Origin of the sequence: Lewinella sp. (assembly GCF_050633125.1) — a bacterium.
GTDB lineage: Bacteria > Bacteroidota > Bacteroidia > Chitinophagales > Saprospiraceae > Lewinella.
Map to the genome: position 1 here is coordinate 145,713 of NZ_JBOEFX010000021.1, position 21,645 is coordinate 167,357.

A 21,645-nucleotide genomic window follows, 5' to 3' on the forward strand; every position below is an offset into this window, starting at 1 on the left:
AAGTCTAACTTACTCCAGGAATTCAAACTCGTGGATCGCATCAAGATCCAGTACCGTTTTCCCGGAACGTGGATAATACATGGGCAGGTAGCGAGCATTCCACCGAATTTCTCGGCAAGTATAGGAACTACTGACGTGAATTCTTTGTCCAAACGACTCGTCAAAACCTTCAATAAAGATAATTACTTCGGCCTGCTGGCGAGTAAAATCTTTCGGCTCCCAACCTAGAATGGGGCTCTTTTTGTCAATAACATGAACGATCGTCCAGTTTAACGGCAATAAATTCACCTGGTCTCGCTCTAGGGGCAGCGTAAAAAAACGCCGTGTAGAGTGTTTCGAGTCGTCTTCTTCCACCCAAGAAAGAATGACGCTAGCGCGTAGGTTGATAATCCGACTTTTTCGCAAATTGGCAATTCTGAACTGAAAGCTCATTTGCTCGGTTCCTCGATACGGAGAAATCAGCGCATCCTTGCTAAAAATGAGTTGAGATTGCGCCTTTGAAAAACGGGCAAAGAAAAGCCCCGTAGCAAGTGCGGTAGAGATGAGGCCTACCAGCGCATCGGCCGAAGCCAGTAGATTGGCTCCTACCCCCTGCGGATTGACCGCCCCGTAACCCACGGTGGTAAAGGTTTGCACACTAAAGAAAAAAGCTTCAGCCAAATCGTCAAGCCAATGGCTGGCGATCACGCCCGATAACTTTTCTACCCCAATTATGAGAAAGCCAATACCAAATAGAAAATTAACCGCAAGGTAATAGAGCACAACATACATAAAGAAGTGCGACCAACTCATTTCCACCAGACTTTGATAAGCCGTCCATACCTGCTGCCCTTCCCTGATAATATTGTAGGACCCATCTTTATTGATCAACCGATCTGCGGAGTGCGTAATCTGGGTACCAAAGCCAGGATCCTGAAGCTCAGGGTTTCCCTTTGGGGTAGATTTGCGGTTGAATCCAGGAATATTCATGGTGCTGCGGATGGGTTTAGTAATCTTCGTCTCTGAGAACTTTATTGCTAAGATAGGCGTATCAAAACCGGAATCCTTTAGGGCTTTTGATATGCATGAAATACAAAATTGATCAGAGAATCGTAATTTTAGGTCCTTTTACAGACGACACGGTACTTGCCAGAGATGAAACTATCTCTTTAGATCATCGTAATCTAATCTAACATACAACATACAAAACTGTTTTTCTTTAATAGAAAACGGCTTTGTCAATATCGTAAAATCGTCTATCAATGAGAGCTGAAATCGTTCTTGTTTATTTCTTAATGCTGTTTTGGGCTATTCCATTATCGTCGCAATCAACGGAAGTTGAAACGAATACTTCTCGAGGTGAAAGCTTCACGATGGTGGCTTTCGGGACCGGACAAACTACGGGCCATATAGCTACGCTTACGGTGACCAATAATACAGCAGCTGAAGTAAACGTAGCCCCTCAATCCTTTTTACTTCCCGCTCTACAGACCTACCAAAGCTATGTTGGGCGAATTCCGGCAGGTATAAGTATCCATGCAGGAGAGTCTGTAGAAATAGCCCTCACCGGTTTTTGTATAGATGTTCACAGTCCGCCAGTCCCATTGGGGCGAGCACTGCTTCCCGTCAAGGATTGGGTCCCTGTTGAAACTGAAAACCCAAGTCCTGGAACAGCCACAACAACAGTTTTACCCCGTGCACCACTGGCTGGTTTTAGCCTTTCTGATATTGGTTTTTTGAAAACACTACCTGAGTTCAAAACTCAACGCTCCAAGAAAGAAGCTGTACCCCGTATCACCTATCCTGGTTCCGAAATACCTATTGGTGGCAGTCTTTCTAAAATCACAGACATGGCCAAAATTGCTCCACTACTGGTTGCCATGGTGCAATCTATTGAAGCGGTCACTCCCATAATTCAAGAAGAACACACGACCCCTTTTCAGGGAGATTTGCTGAAAGAGCGCGAAGCCATCATCCAGCAAAGTGTGTGGATATTCATGGCGCAGTTGACAGGCGCAAACTACACCCAGGAAGATTTTGCTGAAAAGGTTGTACAGGAACTACAGCAACGCACAGGTACTTTAGCTAACAGTTTACCACCAGCACAGCAAGCAAAATTAGAGGCCGGCATCAACAATTTCTGGACCGCTTTTTTAGCTACAGGCACTGCTGCCAAAGTATGGCAATAGATGACCGGGATTGAACCCGACAGGCATTTTTCTTTTCCCTTTGATACGTACCCTATGAGAATACACTACACCTTCATTTTACTATTTGTGTTGTTCAGCTACAGTTCGTTAGCAGCCCAATCTGTTGACCAGCCGACAGACACCACCGGGATAAATGGCTATGAGCAAAACCCTTGGACCAGCATTGACCTTACCGGCCAGCGGATGAAGCCGGGGTTGCTGCAGTCTTCACAGGCTAACGAGACCAAAAGAAAAATACCTTTCTGGATTCCGCTAGGTGGCGGTATCCTCGGAGGAAGTGTCGTCACTTACATTCTTTTACAGGAAGAAGAACCACAGGACACCATACCCATCATCGAACCAGAACCGGAGCCTGACTCTCTAGTGGTGAGGGATGATGCTTTTACCCTACCTTGCTTACCTCCTTTTACAATCCGGCCATTACTGAATGATGAAGGGAGTGGTGTTTTCATCAGTGCTGTTGGATCTACTGGTGATGCTACGGTGGAACTATTTGGTACAGATGCTTTAATCATTACTGATTTTGGACCAGCCGAGATGTTTACATTTTCGATTAGTGTAAGCGACTCCTTGGGTAATTCGGCAACCAATAACATCACACTTACGGTAGATCGTCCTGATATTTCAATTCAAGACGATGACTATAGCGCTCCTTTCAACACCTCCATTTCAGGCAATGTACTCGACAATGACCAAGGTAGTGGTATCCAGGTAATTGATTTCACCCCACCTGTAACAGGAGGGACTTTCGAACTTGGAGAAAATGGACTATTGACCTTTGTTCCATCTCCTGATTTTGTGGGTACTATTACGATTCCTTATACTATCGAAGATGATTGTGAACAGCAACTTTCTGCTACGATTACGATTACGATAGGTGCGCCCGATTGCGATTTTACGGTCACACTCACTCCTGCTGCAGCCGATTGTGGTTTAGCCAACGGTACTATTAGCACCCTTGTGGCCCCGGCAAACGACTACACCTTTAATTGGTCAAATGGTGCCGAAAGCCAGAGTCTCGAAAATTTACTGCCTGGCGATTATGAGGTCACTGTTACCAGTAACAGCGGTCTTTGTATCGACAGCATTGCAACTACGATCATTGAAGCCCCTTTCACTTATATCGTTTCAGCTACCAGCGCAGCCGGAGACTGTACCGGCGAAGGAGAAATAACGCTTAACCTAGATGCTCCCGGAGCAGTACCACTCGTGACCACGATTAGTGGGCCCGAAGGAGATCAGCAATTTGTTTTACCAGCTGGGACGACGATGCTTAGTGATTCCATTAATCTTTTCCCTGGAGATTATACCATCATTGTCTATCCTCAAGATGCAGGAGATGGTTGTGCCCAGCAAACGATGGTGAACATTGCTGATAGTAGTGTTTTGCCCACACTGAGCAATGACAATTACACCACTCCCTTTCAGACTGCTGTGGGCGGTAACCTCCTTGACAATGATAGTGGAATGGCGATCACCATCACGGAAGCAGGAGATCCAGGCGAGGGTGTTTTGGACTATGGCGAAAACGGCAACTTTACCTATACACCACCAGCTAATTTTACCGGAATGGTTAGTTTCCCTTATTCTATCACCGATATATGTGGCAATACCTTAACCGGGACTGTAACCATTGAGATAGGTGCACCAGATTGTAATTTCAGCCTCTCTCTGGAGGCATTTCCTGCCGATTGTGGAATAGCAAATGGAAGTATCAGCAGCAGTATTTCTCCGGAAGGAGCATACACTTACGCTTGGTCCAATGGCGCAGAGGAAAATCAAATTGAACAACTCGCCCCTGGAGAATACCAACTGACCGTAACCAGTAATGGCGGCCTTTGTAGCGAAGAATATTCGGCAACGGTTACCGAGATTCCTGGTAACTATATCAGCAATGTGAGTACTACACCTGGTAATTGTTTAGGCGGAGGCAATATTGAGCTAACATTAAATTCTCCGGCCGCAGGGCCACTTACGCTTGCTGTTACTAGTGCAGCAGGTACTGAAACCTTCAGTGTTGATGCAGGAACAATTTCCCTCAACACGCTGACCAACATCCCCGCTGGCAACTACACCCTTGGTGTATATCCTGAGATTGCGGGAAGTGCTTGTAGCCAGCTCAACAGTGTAACCGTTGGTAACAATACGCCTGCGATTTTGGCTAACAATGACTTTTACAACACGCCCTTCCAGACCGCTATTGGTGGTAACCTGTTGATCAACGATCAAGGTCTGCAAATCGAAGTAATCTCCATTCAGGAAACTACGGGAGGTACTGTTGCATTCACTTCTGACGGAGCATTTACCTTTACTCCTGCCGATACCTTTACTGGTATGGGTGGTTTTTCTTACACTATACGCGATGCCTGTGGAGGAGAGGCTATTGCCAATGTGATGATTGTTGTAGGAGCGCCCGATTGTGATTTTACTGTCGGTCTCAATGCACAGTCGGCCAATTGCGGATTCGACAATGGAGCTATCACCACCACAATAGAGCCCGCTGATGAACAGTATGTTTATGCTTGGTCAGAAGGCAGCAGCAGCAGTTCCTTAAGTAATATTGCTGCCGACCTTTACTCGCTTACCGTTACCAGTAATAGCGGCCTATGTAGCCAAAGCTACAGCATAATTGTCCCCCAATTGCCGGTCAATTACTTCACCACTACCACTACGACAGCGGGTACTTGCCTTGGCGGCGGTAATATTATGCTCGACCTCAGTGCCCCCGACGGTGGCCTGCTAAACGGCGTCCTTAATGGGCCCGACTTTATCCAAACAATCAGTCTTTCCAGTGGTATTAATAACCTTAATGAGCTTTTCAACTTGAGCGCGGGCAGTTATTCAATCACGCTTTATCCCGTAACAGCGGGGCCTTCTTGCAGCCAAAGTATCAGCTTGTTGATTCCCGATGAGACCCCGGCTTTGTCTGCGGCAAATGATAGTTACACCACCCCGTGGCAAACACCTGTTGGCGGCAATGTGCTAAACAACGACAGCGGCTTAAATCCTGTACTGATCAGCACGGAAGAAATCGTTGGCGGGACTGTTGTTTTCGAAACTGATGGTTCCTTTACTTTTACGCCAGCTATTGGTTTTACCGGGAGCGCAAGTTTCATTTACACGATTCAGGATGGTTGTGGTACGACTACGCAGGCAGAAGTGATGATTATGGTACAGGCACCAAGCTGTGTGTTCAATGTATCTCTGGAGGTCACCCCTGCGACCTGTGATTTTAACTCGGGGAGTATCACCAGCAGTGTTGATCCACCAGGGGTGTACACCTACAATTGGTCAACCGGCGCTACCAGCCCTTCTGTCAGCAATTTATCTGCCGGAGATTATACCCTCACCGTTACGAGTAATGGTGGCTTTTGTGTGCAACAATTCGCAGCGACGGTAATGCAGGCGGAACCTATATTTGTTGACAGCTTGAGCACGGCCCCTGGCGACTGTGCAGGAAATGGGTCTATTGTCATAGATGTCACGGCCCCCGATAACGGTGAGCTGGTCGTCATTATTAATGGCCCCAGCGGCGCGAGCGAGGTCACCATACCTTCCGGGTTTTCTGACCTTGGCGACTTGGTGAACCTTCCTAGTGGCGTGTACGATCTGGTCGTTTACCCTGTTTCAGTAGGCTTTTCCTGTAACGAGCAAACTTTTGCCGAGATCGAGGACAACACGCCGCCTTTCATCGTTAATGATGACAACTACACTACTCCTTTTCAAACGCCCGTCGTCAACAATGTTTTACTCAATGACGAGGGCTTGCTAGTGCAAGCTGAAGAAGTGCTGGAAGTAACCGGCGGAACCGTTGACTTGAGCAGTAATGGAGATTTTATCTTCACTCCTAGCGATGGTGCAACCGGTACGGCTAGTTTTGTATACACCGCTACAGACGCCTGTAATGAATTGCAGGAAGGCACGGTGATCATTGAAATTGGAATACCCAATTGCAGCTTTACGGCTTCCTTTGTCCAGTCTGAAGCCAGTTGTGGCTATAACGACGGCAGTGTCATTGCAACAGTAAGCCCCGTTGGAGATAATTATACTTACGCTTGGTCTAATGGTGTGGATACCAGCCAAGTTCTGAACTTACCCGTAGGTGAGCACTCCTTGACAATCACAGACACCAATGATGGTTGCCCGCTGTCTTTTACTTTTGATATTACAGAACTTCCAGCTGCCTACATCAGCGACTTGGAGGTAACAGCTCCAAACTGCAATCAAAATGGCAATATCGGCTTCTTGCTTGATGGCAATGCACCAGGGCTTTATGCCATCTCAGTCATTGCTCCTGACGGCAATATCACGGAAATCAGCAATATCCCTATGGGTTTAATACAGCTAAGCGATTACCTGACCATGATGAGTGGCACCTACTCCATCAGTGTTTACAATCAAAATATTGGTACCGTTTGTACAGAAGAAGTGATGGCTGTCGTTCCCGATTTGAGTGTTCCACTAATTAATCTGAGTAGTATCACTCAACCATCGGGAGCTGGTGCGATGGATGGTAGTTTTACCATTACTTTTGACCAGCTTAGTACTGGTCCTTACCAAGTAAACATCAACGGTGCAGACGCGGGTGCCTCTAGTGGTGCGCCCTTTACTGCCGACAACTTGAGCCCAGGATCATATACCGTGTTTGTAACCGATGCTAATGGCTGTACCTCTAATACGATTACCATTGAGTTGGTAAGCAGCTTGCAAATTCGTATTGGCTGGCAGCAATCGGACATTTTCTTTACAGAAAGAGAGAATGAGCCTACCAGTGATATTGCGCACCCTGTTTTGAGGCCTCAGTGGCGGCCTTTTTTGCTATTGGAACGCACGCATGCACGCCATTTGTACCAGCTTAAAATTACCGAAGCACAACGCTATTCAACAATTGGGCGGATGATGCCCATTTTACATGCCAGTTTTTATTACGGTAGAAAAATCCAAAATGGCACAGGCGATTGGAGCTGGAATACCGGCCCGGGGTATCTGGCAAGTCCTGCTCTGAGGTGGCAATGGGAAGCGAATATTGAATGGTGCCCGCCTTCAAGTCAGGCCTGGTCTTTAGAGGCAAAAGGAGCCTGGGGAAGTGTACCTCAGTTGATTATTGGAATCAATTGGGAGTACTAAAACATGTGCGCAAGGCAGCGCCTGAAGCTCGGCGGATTCCGATTCACCGGGAGAGCAGGGCAAGGGATGGGCAGGAGTGGAGCGACCGACAGCCTAGTGCCGATCCCGACTGATGCAGTCGGGATCGGCATGGTCCCTAGGAGCTTGTTTCACGATTTTGTTTGGAGGAAAAAAACAATCGAATAATGTTATTACTTTTGTAGCGAAATAAAGTAGTCTTTTTAAGTCGTTCTTAACGTTTTAGTGCACAGGTCTAAAAAAAATTAACCTTTACCTGTATCTTTTGCATCAATTTGCGTCTAAAAGCCAAGTTCGCTTGTGCTACAGATGTTGATAAAAGCTAATAATGCATGTCCGCTTGTAATGCACAGATGAATGATCTTGATGTAATCCACAGTTATTTGGATTCTCAGGCATCGCGTTGTTTTAATTTGCTGTACCAGCGATATTCTGGAAAAGTATATGCTAAGTGCTTGACGCTCTTAGGAGATACTGCTTTGGCTGAAGATGCGACTCAGGAGATTTTTACCAAAATCTTCTTAAACCTGGGGCGCTTCAACGAAAAGTCTAAATTTTCTACTTGGTTGTATTCGATTACTTACAATTTTTGCATCGATTACATTCGGAAGAAAAAGAAAGAGAAGGCTGTTTTTTCTGATGAGATGGAGAAAGCTCCAGACATGGCCGAAGACAATATTCCAGACAAAGAAATGCTAGAGCTCAACCTGCTTCAATTAGAGCAGGTGATGGACAGCCTTAAAGCTGGAGATCGCGCGATTCTCCTGATGAAGTATCAGGATGGTGAGCAAATCAAAGATATCGCAGAACAGTTTGGAAAATCAGAGAGTGCTATTAAAATGCAAATTAAGCGGGCAAAGGAAAGAGCCAGAAAAATTCGGGAAGAAAGCTTTGCCATAGAAGCATAAATTCTAAAGTAATGGACGAAAAGGGGCGTAATCCATTTGAAGAAATGGAGGATCATCAGATCCGGAATTTCTTTGAAGGATCAACAGATAGAAAAATAAAATCCGGCTTAGACGGCACCCTTGGTACCGTTCGATTCCTGGGAAACATCGCTGATGTTTACTTGTCACGGTTTGTGGATACCGTTGTGGGCATGGCTAGTGCAAACAGTCAGCGCGACGAAGAATCAACTCCTTCTAGTGGCAGGCTTGACCCTGACCAAACAGCTGGTCGAGACAAAAAATACCCAAACCTATAACTTACTTTTAGTAAAACCGCTACCCATATTTTTCTGCTTATGGATCAAATTTTCACGACGATTACGACACAGTTGATGGCCATGTTAGAGGTCATTCCGAGCCTATTAACAGCCTTTGTTGTATTTTTAGTAGGCTTAATTCTTGCTAAAACATTACGCAGAGTAATCGGTAAACTATTAGCCAAAAGCGGTGTCGACAAGCTAGCCGATCGTTTAAATGATATCGACATGGTGGCCAATACAGATATTGACATCAAGCCCAGTGCGATGATTTCCGGCATCGTCTATTACCTGATACTTTTTGTCTTTATCATGGCTGCTGTGGATGTATTGGGAATGGAGGCGATATCTGATTTAATGACGGATATTATTAACTATATTCCGAAAGCCCTTTCCGCATTTTTTGTATTCCTCATTGGTATACTTTTCTGTGATTTGATTAAAAAAATGGTCCAGACAGCCTGTGAATCATTGGGAATTGGCTCTGCTAAGTTGCTGGCTAATGTAATTTTCTACTTTTTATTCCTCAACGTAGCCTTGATTACACTGAAGCAAGCGGAATTGCAAACCACTTTCATGGAGAATAACATTTCCATTATCCTTGGTGGTGTGATTTTTGCTTTTTCTATTGGCTACGGCTTGGCTTCTCGTCCTCTGATGTCAAATATGCTGGCCGCTTTCTACAACAAAGGCCGGTTTGCCGTAGGCGACGAAATCACCGTAGACGGCCAAAGAGGAGAAGTGATCAATATGGACACGACGACCCTCACTTTGCGCATGAAAGAGGGAGAGCTCATCGTACCTTTGAGTAAATTATCTAACAATCATTATATCATTCATCGACGCGCGCGCTTCATGCCGCTTAAAGAGAATGAAGACCTGGAAGACTAGGCTTCCAAAACCTCTTATATTAAACCAATTTTGAAATGAAAGGATTATCTACCTTTTTGGCCATCGTACTAATGATGGCTTTGCAACCTATTGCAGCCCAAACAACGGAAGAGCTGCAAGCAATGAAAGATGAAAAAGCTGCTGAGTTGGCAAAGCTCAAAGGTGAGCTAGCTGAACTCACAGGTAAAGTAGACGCCCTAAAAGGCGAAGTGGCAGGCTTGACGGATCAACTGACCCCTTACCCACGCTGGGACACGGGCCTATTGGGCAATGTAGGGCTCAATTTTTCAACTTTCAACGACTGGCTTTTGCGTGACCAGCCGAATACCAGCGCGATTAACATCGGTTTCTCTTCTACTGGTTTTGCTAATGCAGATTTTGAAAAGGCCTTTTGGCGTAATAACCTTAACCTGACCCTTGGTTGGTTGAAGTTTGACAACAAAGACAATCCAGATGATAATGGCGATTTTCAGGTTTCAGCTGATGCCTTCAATATCACCTCTTTGTACGGCTACAAATTGTCAGACAAGATTGCCATCTCTACTTTGGGCGAATATCGTACCTCTATCCTAGATGGTCGCTTCAACAACCCTGGCTATCTTGACCTTGGTGTCGGAGCTACCTGGACGCCAATCAAAGACCTCGTGGTCGTAGTGCACCCATTGAACTACAACTTCGTTTTCTCTGATGCAGATTTCGATTTCGAATCTTCGCTTGGTGCAAAAGTGGTCGCAGATTATACCTGCCAGCTCACCAAAAGCATTGCTTGGAAATCTAACCTCTCGGCTTTTGCCAGCTACGAAGGCAGCGACCTGTCTAACTGGACTTGGGTCAACGGCTTATCTACTGCTGTAAAAGGCATCGGTATCGGTCTAGACATCGGCTTACGTAACAACAAGCAGGAAGCGCTTGCCGCTGAAAAAACCGACAACCCGCTCCAGACGTACTGGATTTTAGGCTTGTCTTACGCAATTTCTGCTAAGTAATTTTAGCTAAAAGTAGCTTTAGTTTAAAAACATGCCGATTTACATTTCCGTAAATCGGCATCTTTTTTTGTATAAACCACGTTGAAATAAGCGGATGAACAGTCATCATTGAATTCGTGAATTCAACAATTAAGCTAAACTATTATTCACAACTTTTACCTCCTTAGACCTATCATCTAACCTTTACACCAATAAATCACCTCAACAAGGTTACGCTCCCCGTGTAAATCCGTTGCACGCCATTGAGGTATTCGACTTTGGCCTTGTAGGCATAGGCTCCTTGGGGGAGAATCTCCTCTTTGTAGCGACCATCCCAAGCTGCGGCGGGTTGATCTTCACTCAGTTCTTCGGAAACGAAAACCCTTTGGCCCCAAGGTGAAAATATTTCCAGCGTCCACGAAGCAAGGCCAATTCCCACAGGCTTGAAGACGCGCACATCACCACTACCACTTTCTGGTGATAGGGCATTGGGAAAGAAGATGTCGTACATGAAATCGGGATTAACATCTACATACGCGGTGTCTGTGCAGCCATTCAGCGAGCTGGCAATGAGTGCTGTTTGCCAACTTCCGTTCTGCTCGTAATCGTGTACTGGGTCAGTTTCTGTACTACTAGCACCATTTCCGAAATTCCATAAATAGTTATCAGCGCCGGTGCTCTCGTTATTGAAGAGCACAATTCCACGATACATAGCTGTAGGCAACTCCCAGCTAAAAGCCGCCACCGGCCTAGGCAATAGATTGACACTGCCACTGAGCTGTAAGGAATCAAAACAAAGATTATTATAAGAAGCTACCAGACTTACATCATAGCTACCAGCTTCATTGTATTCAATCACGGGATTGGGCTCCGTGGAAATTTCTCCGTTGCCAAAATCCCAGTAGTAGTCGGTGGAATTAAGCGTCTCGTTATCAAAAACAACCGTCTGTGGTGCACAATCGTCTATCAGAACAGGTGCAAAATCCGCTAATGGCTGAGGGGCAATACGGAAATTACGCTGAATAATATCCTGACAGCCAAAGGTGTTGCTGGCCAATAACTGTGCATTGTATTCCCCTTGCCCCGAAAAGGTGATGCTTGGAGACGTAAGACTACTGTTTATGCCATTGCTAAACGTCCAACTGTAGGAAGTCGCTCCGGTGCTGGTATTGACAAAATCAATCACCTGCTGTTCGCCGCAGTAGACTTCTTCCGGTAAGGCAAAACTCGCTTGCGGCTCTTCAAAGACGACCACGCTAACGGTGTCGTAACTAGAAAAGCACCCCTGTAAGTCAGCCGTTCTCAAACTGACCGTATATAAGCCCGATGTCGTAAATGTGTGGCAAGGGTTCAGCGTCGTAGAACTGTTCTGATCTCCGAAATTCCATTCATAAAAATCAGCGTTTGTTGCCGTTGCATTGAAGCAAACATCTAGGGGCGGACAGCCACTTGCGCCTTCTGTGAGCACCATGCTTTCGGGCCTTTCGCTAACAGTAACGGTACTGGTGAAATTGGATTGACAGGAATAAGCCGTGTTACTAATTATCATCGTCACTTGATAGGTTCCTGGCTGATCATAGCGATGAACAGGGTTAATAGCGGTACTGTTGCGGCCGTCGCCAAAATCCCAAAATACCGTCTGAAAGTCAGAAGACTCATTTGTGAAAACAATGTCTTGATCCGGGCAAATGACCGGCGGGTGGCTAAATAAAGCCTCCGGACTGGGCAAAACTTCGATATTGATGGACGTAGAATCTTCGCTACAAGCGGTAATTGCATACTGATAGACGGTATAGTATCCCGGATTCACGAAAGTATGCACAGGGTTTGCTTGGTCAGAGGTGGTACCGTCACCAAAATTCCAGCTCACCGCCGACCCAAAGGAAGAATAGTTGGTAAAATCTACGCTCAAGGGCACGCAACCTTGCGTAGTATCTACCCCGAAAAAAGGCGTGACATTACTGGGGGTAACCAACAGTTCTTGGAAGCTAGTATCACTCCCACAACTGTTACTCGCAATCAGCTGAATCATATAAGTTGTGGCAGCGGTATCTGGCGTGGTAAAGATCTGCATACCGGGCAAAGAATCCTGAGAAGTGAAACCGTTACCAAAGTTCCAAAAGTAACTCTCTGCATTTCCCAAGCTGGTATTGGCGAAGCTGATTTCCAAAGGTCCACAGCCGTCATCTACCGGGATGCCAAATCCGGCTACTGGTCGCGACAAGACCCTCACGGTATCCATTGCTTCGACAGCCCCACACGCATTGCTCACGGCTACCATTACTTGATAGGTGGTGTCAAAAAGCCCTGGTGCATAAACAATGTCCTGAGGGTTGGAGAGCGTACTACTTTGTCCGTTGCCTAGTGTCCAGTCGTATTGTAAATCAACGCCAGTGCTGGCATCTGCAAAATTAACGCTCAGAGGTCCACAGCCTGTTGGCGTATCCAATGCAAAAGCAGCGTTGGGCAAACTTGCCACTACTAGTTCTCCATCTGCCAAACGACTACAACCAGCAGTGTTAGTTGCTGTTAAGGCTACTGAAAAAGTTCCCGTGTTCGTCATCGAAAAACTTACACTATCTCCATTTAGCATTTGAGTTCCATCAATCAACCAAGTGTAGCTGACGCCATCTTGTGGGCTTGCGCCCAAACGAATATCAGCCGCAGTACACACATAGTCCGGCACACTGAACGCAGCATCAGGAATGGCTTGTATTTCGACCCCAACGCTATCAGCAAAACTACAGCCCGTACTGGCGTTGGTAATTGAGTATTGGTACCAATATACCGTATCCAACAAGAGCTGATCGGTATTGATAAGTCCTTGATCAGGGTCTGCTAAAGCTGTGCCCGACCAAGTGCCGCCTGCCGGAGTGGGGGTTGGTAAGTTTTGGGCACCACTCCCTACGCAAAAAGCTAAATTAGTGCCTGCATCTAGGTTACCCGGCCCTTGAATGTCCAGCATCAAAGCATCACTGACTTCACAGCTACTGCCTTCAGCAATGGTATAGGTGTAATCAAAAGAACCACTGCCAGCTGCAGCCAAATCTACTTCGCCAGAGAAAGGGTCCACGATGCCGGGGCCAGCCCATTGCCCGCCAGCAGGAGTACCCGTCAGTGTAATCGAACCTTCGCTGATACAGACGCTTTGATCTGGGCCCACCACAGCTTCTTCTGGGTCAATAATCGTAATAATTACTTCTGTCGCAGCGGTACATACATCGAGTTCATAAGATAATTGCACGGGATATATGCCTTCCCCAGGGCTGGTAAAGGTGCCATTGGTACTATCTGTAATAAAATTACCGCTCCAACTCAATTGCCCACCGGCAGGCATGGTCGATGGACTGAGTTCATCTTCCAGGATCAAGGTTCCTGCGTCTATGCAAAAAGCCGAAGTGTCAGGTGCGGTCAGCGTAGGTAGTGCTTGTACATTTACGATGGTCTCCTTTCGGAGCAAACAATTGCTGCTATCCAGCAGACTGTAAACAAGATCAAAGGCACCTGCACCACTAAGGCCTGGGTCAAAAATACCTTGCTGTTCATCTACAATACCCGTACCTGACCAAGTGCCGCCAGTGGGGTTAAAGTCCAACTGCACTAAAGCTTCATTTTCGCATAGGTCAAGATCTTCGTCTATCGTAACACTTTCACCTAATAAAATATCAACACTCATGCTGTCTCCATAAACGCAAGCCCCATCCAGAATTTGGTATTGCACATTAAACGATCCTAAGCCGGTAATGGCGGGGTCAAAAACACCGCTGGAATCGATGCCGAGCCCCGACCAGAATCCTCCTGCGGGGGATGCAGTTAAGGAAACTGGGTCGGAAGCATCGCAAATGGGACCGAGGGGTGATAACTCCAGCAACACCACCTCGGATCCCTGAATAGAAAGCACGGTATTATCACTTGCATCCGGGCAATACCCGTTACTGACCACTAGGTCAATAGCGTAGTCACCTATCTGGTTAAAATTTACTAATGGGTTGGCTCCATTGGGAATATTAGGCATGGAAGGCCCGCTCACCGACCAATTGTAGGTACTGATATCTCCTTCCGTGAGTAAATAATCGCCTAGTTGTACGCTGGCAGAATCACAAAAAGTCGGTATTTCTTCCAATTCGATAAGGGGAGGCGCCAGCACCGTTACGGTTGTTGTCCATTCATTGCTCCCACAAAGATTGTTGGCTTGTAAGCTGACGGTATAAGTCCCTGGTACCGTAAACTCCACCGTAGGAGTTGGACTTTGCGCATTGAACGTGTCCAGAAAAACGACACCTGCACTATCAGGGAAAGTCCATAGATAATCATCTGCAAAAGCAGAGTTGTTACCAAACGTAACGGTCAAGGGGACACAACCTATGGCTGCATCGCTTCCGTTGGCTGTACTTCCGGCTACAGGTTTGTCGAGTACCTCTACAGGTAGGGTAAGGCTGTCTGTTCCACATTGATTAGTTACTACGAGGGTTACATCATATACACCCGAAGTATCGAAAACATGATCCGGGTTAGGTTCCGTAGAGGTCGTCCCATCACCAAATGACCATAGGTATTCGTCGCCGTGGCAACTGCCATTGGTTAGCGAGATAGAATCTCCGGCGCAAACGATAGGAGGGGCACTGAAATTTGCACGTGGCTTAAAACGTATCGCCACGGGCGCAATCTGAGTATGACAACTCTGCCCCTCCTCGCAAAAACGGTAAATTTCCAGGCTTATATTGTAAACAACAAAGTCATTACCCGACGAGCAGGCGGTTCCTTCATCAAAAAGATAGGTGTAGAAGTAATTAGAAACTTCATAAACGGTATCCCGATCGCCATTGCCCCAATCCCAGACGTAGAAATCGATATCAGGCATGATCGTTTGGTTAATCACTTCAAAGGTGGCTCCTTCGCAAACGGTAATTTCTTCGCTGAGCAAGGCCCAGTCGGCAAAAATATCACCACACTCGTCGGTGATACATTGAGCATTTAAAGTAAAACTTAAGCTTCCGATCAATACCAGAAGCGAAAAACGTATTAATAGTTGCATTGTATTCAGACGGTTTTTGGGGAGTTAACGATACCAGCTATTGTTCCAACGGCGGTGATGACTACGACCTACAGGTGGGCATTGCACGCTTCCTTTGCGGCTTCGTCCACCGGGTCTTCCCTTGCCCGCGCCGCCAGGGCTGAGCACACTACAGAACAAACCACCACTTTGGAGGTAGTAGCGAATATTAACTTCCACTACACCACCAGAAGCGGAACGTAAGCCACCAATGTTGATATCGTAGCTAAGGCCTATTTCCAAGGCTTGCCGCTTATCCAAATCAAAAGCCAGCCCCAGGTAGGCGATTAAAGCGTCTGTATTTTGGAAACCCGCGAAAGGGTGGCTATTGTGATAAAACAAACCCAGTGATCCTCCTTGATAAAGGCCGGTTAGGCCGAGGGTCGTTGCGTTGATACCGCCCTGTCCTTCCAGTCGAAATTGAGGCACCAGCCGAAAGCGATTGATCTGACCATTGCCAACACTGAGGAAAGGCAGGTAAAGACTCCCGTGTGCCGTCCAGCGCAAAGGAAGTGGCGTGTCTAGCCCCTGCAAAGATTCAATAGGGCCGGTGTTAAAGCTGACGTTGAGTAAATTATTCAGCGCAATGCCGTAATCGAATTGCAGGTCTTCTTTTCCGCGTTTGCGAATATCCACCCGGTGGATAAACCCAAAATCGACACCAGCAAACTGCACCGGCACGCGGCTCCCAGGGTCGAAGGCCGTAGCGTTGACGTTTCCAAAACGAGGATCTAACTGGTCTGAAAAAACGAGGCGATCCCAATCAATTCGCTTTTCCATCCAATAAGGACTGATCCCGAGACGGAAATTGTGCACCGAACGCCGCCCTTCAATGCGAGCTACAAAGCCGAGTTGTAGTTTGGCCGCCGTTGTAGTCAAGAGGCCTTCGCCTTCGATGTCACGAGCGAAACTGAGGCCGATAGCGCCCGGCAGACAGGGTTCAAAACTCTCGACGGAGGCATAAAAGGAGTTGAAGCCATTGGGAATTTGATTCCACTGCCGCCGATAGGTAGCTGTGCCCGTCAAGCCGCCATTGATCCCGACATAAGCCGGATTAAGGTGTAAAGGGGTATTGAAAAACTGAGAAAAGATAAAATCCTGGGCCCGGAGGCTCGGAGATTGGAATAGCAGCCAACACGTGGCTACCGTAGCTGCACGAAGCAGCACGTGAAAGAAGGGTACCATGTTGAAGTTGTTTTTGGGACGTACTATAACTTACCTCAACGACAAGGTCGGTTGACCTAGCCGCTTCAGCTTGCTACAGCACTAAAAAAGCTTTGCACGCTAGCAATAAAGCTACTCGTAACGCTGTGAATACACAGCGCATAAGAGGTAGTTTCCCTTGCGGGACAATACCTACGTACTATCGCAAAAATTAAATAGTCAGTAACTCACTTAACCGGGGAAATAAATGGGGTTGTGAGTTTTGTTGTGAAGCTTTCTCAAGACAGGTTCATGGGAACCCTAAATTCAGGATAACATATTATACTTTTCAAAGATAGGTAAAAGATGGGTAATAATGCAAGGCTAAGGGAGGATAAAAAATATAAAGATCAGGAACCTGATTTTAAAAAAAATGTATTCCTCGAAGTTTTCTATCATGATCTACTTTTACTTGGCAGTGGAATAGCACAAAAATAAATATATGAAACGTTCTCTAGTGCTTTTTACATTAATAAACAGGTGGTTCAGAAATGGGATAATATTGATACTATTAGTGTTAACAACGTCACTGCAAGCTCACATCAACCCTAATCGGCACAACCGTCCAGGCAATGAGACCTCAAATCAGGTATCGTTTCGGGAAAACTGCGACAATGCTGTTGCAAAGATTGATCAACAAATCAACAATGTACGTGCACGGCTAACTACTGGTGGAGACCTATGGTGGGATGGCAACAGTGGTCATTACATTGTTCCTAAACCACCACCGGGGGTACCCGAAGTTTCTTCCATCTTTGCCGGTGCAGTTTGGTTGGGAGGAAAAGACCCCGGTGGCAACCTAAAAATAGCGGCCCAAACGTACGGCCGCGAGAGTGGGGCCTTTGATTTTTATCCCGGCCCTCTCAACACAGGTGACCCCAATTATGAAGGCGGTCCACTCGCTGACCCTCGCCGTGGTACAGTCGGTCGTGATACTTGTGCACAATGGGATAAGTTCTTTGTCGTAAAAGGTGCTAATGTGGAGGCTCACGCCAAGGCATGGCGTCGGGCACTAGCAGAAGGTGATATTCCGCTTGCCCCGGAAAGTATTCCGGAAGACATCTTGGGTTGGCCTGCTCGCGGTAACCGTTTCTTTGCAGGTATTCACCAGTTCCGTTTACCGGAAACCATGCAGGGACTTGCTGGTTTCTGGGACCAGGATCACGACGGTCTTTATGAGCCTGATGAGGGAGACTACCCTATTGTTGAAATGCGCGGCTGCCTTGATGTGGAACCACAGTCCTCCCCCGATGAAATAATCTTCTGGATATACAACGACGCTGGTAACGACCATCGCGAGTCGGGTTCTCCAAATAAGATGCAGATGGAAATTCAGGTCCAAGCTTTTGCCTACCAAACCACCGATGACCTCAACAACATGACTTTTCAGCGTTACAAGCTGATCAACCGAGCCATTGAGCAGCTTGATAGTACCTACTTCGGGATGTGGGTCGACCCCGACCTCGGCTGCTACACCGACGATTATATAGGTTGTGATGTAGACCGTAATTTGGCCTATATCTATAATGCTGACGAGTTGGACGGCACCAACGGTTGTACTTGTGACTCGGGGATAAATACCTACTGTGATGAAATACCCATTTTAGGTATTGACTACCTGCGGGGACCATTGGATGAAATGGGAAATGAATTAGGAATGTCCTCTTTCACTTACTACAATAATCCTGGTATTATTGGAATTCCCGACGGCAGGACGGACCCTAATACGCCACAAGAATATTACAACTACCTATCCGGCCGTTGGCGTGACGGCACTCCGTTTACCTATGGTGGTGATGGTTATATGGAGGATGGCCCAATTACGCCTTATGCCTTTGTAGACCCACCCAACGATCCCGACGGATGGTCGATGTGCGCCGAAGGGCTGCCGACTGGTGACCGCCGTATTGTTCAGGCTTCAGGGCCATTTACGCTATACCCCGGTGCTGTAAACGAGTTGGTTGTCGGTATGGTTTGGGTGCCAGATCAAGAATATCCTTGCCCCAGCTTGGCCCGTCTGCAAAGAGCAGACAATATGGCGCAGAACTTATTTGATGGCTGTATCTTAATACCCAACGGCCCAGATGCTCCAAATGTAGACTGGATTGAGCTTGACCGCGAAATTATTGCGGTATTCTCTAACGATCCATTTTCTTCAAACAACGCATTTGAGGGGTACCAGGAGCAAGGATTGGGTGTCCCGAGTGGCCTAGACAGCATGTATCGCTTCGAGGGGTATAAGTTGTTCCAGTTCTCTGGCCCGGATGTGTCTTTGGCAGATCAGGACGACCCTGAGAAAGTACGCTTGGTTTACCAAGTAGATAAGCGCAATGATGTTGCTAAAATTTTCAACTGGGAGCCATTAAGCCCCAGTGATGATGAAACACCAACTGCTGAACCATTTCTTATTCCTAAACTGCAGGTTGATGGTGAAAACCAAGGTATCCGCCACACCTTTAGCATAAAAGAAGATCAGTTTGCGGAAGGTGACCGCCGTTTGGTGAATCACCGAAAGTATTACTTTGCTGCAGTAGCATACGCACACAACAACTATCTGGATTTTGACCAAAACCGGCAAAGCGAAGATTTAGGCCAGCAAACCCCTTACCGAGAAAGTGACCGCAATATCGGTGACTCGAATAATGGTTTCTATACCGTCATCCCACGTATAATTCTTGACCGTAAGCTACAGTCCCATTATGGAGAAGGGCCTATTATCACGCGTATTGATGGTACAGGTAGTGGTGCTAACTTCCTGGATATTTCAGATGGCACTCGCGAAGAAATCGAAGGATTAATCCGTCAGGGTAATGCTGTAGATTTCAGCGGTGAAATAACCTACAAAAGTGGCTTTGGCCCGATCAACGTACAAATATTCAACCCGCTTGATGTAGAAGATGGCGAGTATGAGTTAACTTTCGTTGATGATAACATGAATAATGCAGCGCTAGATGCACCAACCAACTGGACGCTACGCAGCTTGACCAATAGTAGTGTTCCCGTGATTACCTCTGAAGCGGCGATCTCAGATTTGAATGAGCAAATCATTCGTGAGTTTGGGTTCACTGTAACAGTACCACAAGTTCCAGATGCAGGAACATTGCCTTTTGAAGTAGCGTCTAATGGCGCTCGTGGCTATGCCGAGGAATACCAGCACACGAGTGCATTACCCTGGTTCTTTGGCATTCGCAACAACCTACCCATCCAGACGGGCAACCCGGTCTTTGACGTAGCAATCTATGATTTCATGGCTACAACCAACGCCACTGATATTGATTTTGAATTAGATCCAAACCAGTCTTATGCTGAGTTAGGGAATGGCTTCATGGTCCCTTATTATCTGACCAACTGGCGTGACAATGAGAATAACTTACCCTATTTGACGCCGGCTTGGGTAGTACCAGGTAATCGTAACCAAATCGTTCGTGATGGAACCAGCCTGAAAACACTGAACAATGTGGATATCGTCTTCACCAACGACAAGTCCCTTTGGAGCCGTTGTGTGGTCATCGAAACGATGAACCCAATCTACGAGGATGCTGGCTACTTTGCCGTTGGTGAGCGTAACATGTTTGACCTGCGTGATCATGCTTCTGTAAGTAAGGAAGCTGATGCTGATGGCTTACCCATGCCAGATACTAACCCACCTGCTGGCGAAGAAGAAGGAATGGGCTGGTTCCCCGGTTATGCTATTGATGTAGAAACGGGCCAGCGTTTAAATATCTTTTTTGGTGAGAATTCTGTTTACGACTGCGACAACCTGGCACAATTAGGACTTGATCCTGACTGTAACTCACTTACAGCAGTGACCAACACGGGTGGTGACATGATGTTTAATCCACACGGTGAATTCTTCATCCCTACTGGCGGGGCTACAGCAGGTATTTCTCCATTCAACTACATATCAGGTGGTCAGCATTTCATTTACGTAACAGACCAGCCTTACGACCGCTGTACGGAGCTACGTGAGCGCCTGGGGGACGGTAGTGCATTGCGTAAGATACAGGCGATAAAGTCTATTCAGTGGACGGGTATGATTACGTTGCCCCCCAGGCGCCAGCTATTGAGCTATGCGGATGGTTTGATTCCTGAGGATGTGATTGTAAAACTGCGGGTAGACAATGCTTATCAGGTAAAGGAAGGTACAGGCGAGTTTAATGGCTATCCAACTTACCGCTTCACACTTGAAGGAAAACAGGCCACTGATTTAGAGGAAATCGGTTTGACTGATGCACTGCAAGCAATCAATGTTATTCCAAACCCCTACTATGGATTTTCTAGCTATGAGAGCTCTCCGTTTGAGAATATCGTAAAAATCTCTAATCTACCGGCGAAGTGCACCGTGACCATCTATTCACTGGGTGGTAAATTCATCAGAAAGTACGAGCGAAACGAGGTAGGTGATGTGCCTACGGGTTCAAACCGCGCAATTGATCGCGATCAGATCTCCCCTGATCTAGAGTGGGATTTGAAAAACTTCCACCAGGTTACAATTGCTAGTGGTGTTTACCTCATTCACGTATCGGCTCCCGGATTAGGAGAACGGACGCTGAAGTGGTTTGGAGTGAATCGTCAGTTTGACCCTTCTGGGTTGTAAATACGCGCAATAACTGCGTGTAGCGATCATTACCGTTATTATAATTTAACAGCAGTGTCCTTGAGTGTGAACGATTTAATTGATTGTTCCAATTGTATTCATCTGACAATTGCTTTAAGTCACTGGGACTTACTTGCTTCCTAGATACACTTTTTTGCCTAAAGTGCTGCCAGTTGTATACCTGTGAGGCTAATAAAAGTAGTTCATTGCCCAGCGCCCCTCCATTATCTGAATTGGATCAAATGACTAAACTATTTCCACTCGTAAGGTTTATTGTCATGCCTGTACGGTAACCCGCATTGCTTCCGTAGTGAGTGATAGAAACATCACTTTCTCACGAATTTCAGTCTCTAACTGAGCTTTTCTCTCCAATGATTCATGGGAAATAGAAGCACAGG

10 protein-coding genes are annotated in these 21,645 nt (G+C 46.6%); 7 read left to right on the top strand and 3 right to left on the bottom strand.

Annotation, left to right across the window (positions count from 1 at the left end):
- Positions 1-9: 9 nt before the first annotated feature.
- A complete protein-coding gene (locus ACRBG0_RS06095; protein ID WP_431486014.1) occupies positions 10-969 on the bottom strand; it encodes an ion channel in 960 nt (319 codons plus the stop codon).
- Between the two features lie 272 nt (positions 970-1,241).
- Here ACRBG0_RS06095 and ACRBG0_RS06100 point away from each other — a divergent pair, with 272 nt between their 5' ends.
- The 6 genes from ACRBG0_RS06100 (at position 1,242) to ACRBG0_RS06125 (ending at position 10,415) form a co-directional block, all read left to right on the top strand.
- Positions 1,242-2,168, top strand: coding sequence for a hypothetical protein (locus ACRBG0_RS06100; protein WP_431486015.1), 927 nt, complete (start codon positions 1,242-1,244; stop codon positions 2,166-2,168).
- A gap of 54 nt (positions 2,169-2,222) precedes the next feature.
- Positions 2,223-7,316 (top strand): Ig-like domain-containing protein, encoded by a 5,094-nt coding sequence (locus ACRBG0_RS06105; RefSeq protein WP_431486016.1) that lies wholly within the window; start codon positions 2,223-2,225, stop codon positions 7,314-7,316.
- Between the two features lie 350 nt (positions 7,317-7,666).
- Complete coding sequence (locus tag ACRBG0_RS06110; RefSeq protein ID WP_431486017.1) at positions 7,667-8,242, top strand: RNA polymerase sigma factor; 576 nt, start codon at positions 7,667-7,669, stop codon at positions 8,240-8,242.
- Positions 8,243-8,253: 11 nt separating this feature from the next.
- Positions 8,254-8,538, top strand: coding sequence for a hypothetical protein (locus ACRBG0_RS06115; protein WP_431486018.1), 285 nt, complete (start codon positions 8,254-8,256; stop codon positions 8,536-8,538).
- A 39-nt stretch (positions 8,539-8,577) separates the two neighbouring features.
- Complete coding sequence (locus tag ACRBG0_RS06120) at positions 8,578-9,429, top strand: mechanosensitive ion channel family protein (protein ID WP_431486019.1); 852 nt, start codon at positions 8,578-8,580, stop codon at positions 9,427-9,429.
- A gap of 35 nt (positions 9,430-9,464) precedes the next feature.
- Positions 9,465-10,415 (top strand): DUF3078 domain-containing protein, encoded by a 951-nt coding sequence (locus ACRBG0_RS06125; RefSeq protein WP_431486020.1) that lies wholly within the window; start codon positions 9,465-9,467, stop codon positions 10,413-10,415.
- 196 nt (positions 10,416-10,611) lie between these two features.
- On the opposite strand, the gene ACRBG0_RS06130 is transcribed toward ACRBG0_RS06125, so the two are convergent.
- Positions 10,612-15,429, bottom strand: a complete 4,818-nt coding sequence (locus tag ACRBG0_RS06130) for a PKD domain-containing protein (RefSeq protein ID WP_431486021.1) — start codon at positions 15,427-15,429, stop codon at positions 10,612-10,614.
- Between the two features lie 24 nt (positions 15,430-15,453).
- Positions 15,454-16,632 carry a PorP/SprF family type IX secretion system membrane protein gene (locus ACRBG0_RS06135; protein ID WP_431486022.1) on the bottom strand — a complete coding sequence of 393 codons (1,179 nt, stop codon included), beginning with the start codon at positions 16,630-16,632 and terminating at the stop codon, positions 15,454-15,456.
- 460 nt (positions 16,633-17,092) lie between these two features.
- On the opposite strand from ACRBG0_RS06135, the gene ACRBG0_RS06140 reads away from it, so the two are divergent.
- A complete protein-coding gene (locus ACRBG0_RS06140) occupies positions 17,093-21,247 on the top strand; it encodes a hypothetical protein (RefSeq protein ID WP_431486023.1) in 4,155 nt (1,384 codons plus the stop codon).
- The last annotated feature ends 398 nt before the right edge of the window (positions 21,248-21,645 follow it).

Bases quoted from the DNA above. Each gene is read 5' to 3' on its own strand.
- ACRBG0_RS06095 (WP_431486014.1), bottom strand. From the start codon at position 969: ATGAATATTCCTGGATTCAACCGCAAATCTACCCCAAAGGGAAACCCT.
- ACRBG0_RS06100 (WP_431486015.1), top strand. From the start codon at position 1,242: ATGAGAGCTGAAATCGTTCTTGTTTATTTCTTAATGCTGTTTTGGGCT.
- ACRBG0_RS06105 (WP_431486016.1), top strand. From the start codon at position 2,223: ATGAGAATACACTACACCTTCATTTTACTATTTGTGTTGTTCAGCTAC.
- ACRBG0_RS06110 (WP_431486017.1), top strand. From the start codon at position 7,667: ATGTCCGCTTGTAATGCACAGATGAATGATCTTGATGTAATCCACAGT.
- ACRBG0_RS06115 (WP_431486018.1), top strand. From the start codon at position 8,254: ATGGACGAAAAGGGGCGTAATCCATTTGAAGAAATGGAGGATCATCAG.
- ACRBG0_RS06120 (WP_431486019.1), top strand. From the start codon at position 8,578: ATGGATCAAATTTTCACGACGATTACGACACAGTTGATGGCCATGTTA.
- ACRBG0_RS06125 (WP_431486020.1), top strand. From the start codon at position 9,465: ATGAAAGGATTATCTACCTTTTTGGCCATCGTACTAATGATGGCTTTG.
- ACRBG0_RS06130 (WP_431486021.1), bottom strand. From the start codon at position 15,429: ATGCAACTATTAATACGTTTTTCGCTTCTGGTATTGATCGGAAGCTTA.
- ACRBG0_RS06135 (WP_431486022.1), bottom strand. From the start codon at position 16,632: ATGGTACCCTTCTTTCACGTGCTGCTTCGTGCAGCTACGGTAGCCACG.
- ACRBG0_RS06140 (WP_431486023.1), top strand. From the start codon at position 17,093: ATGAAACGTTCTCTAGTGCTTTTTACATTAATAAACAGGTGGTTCAGA.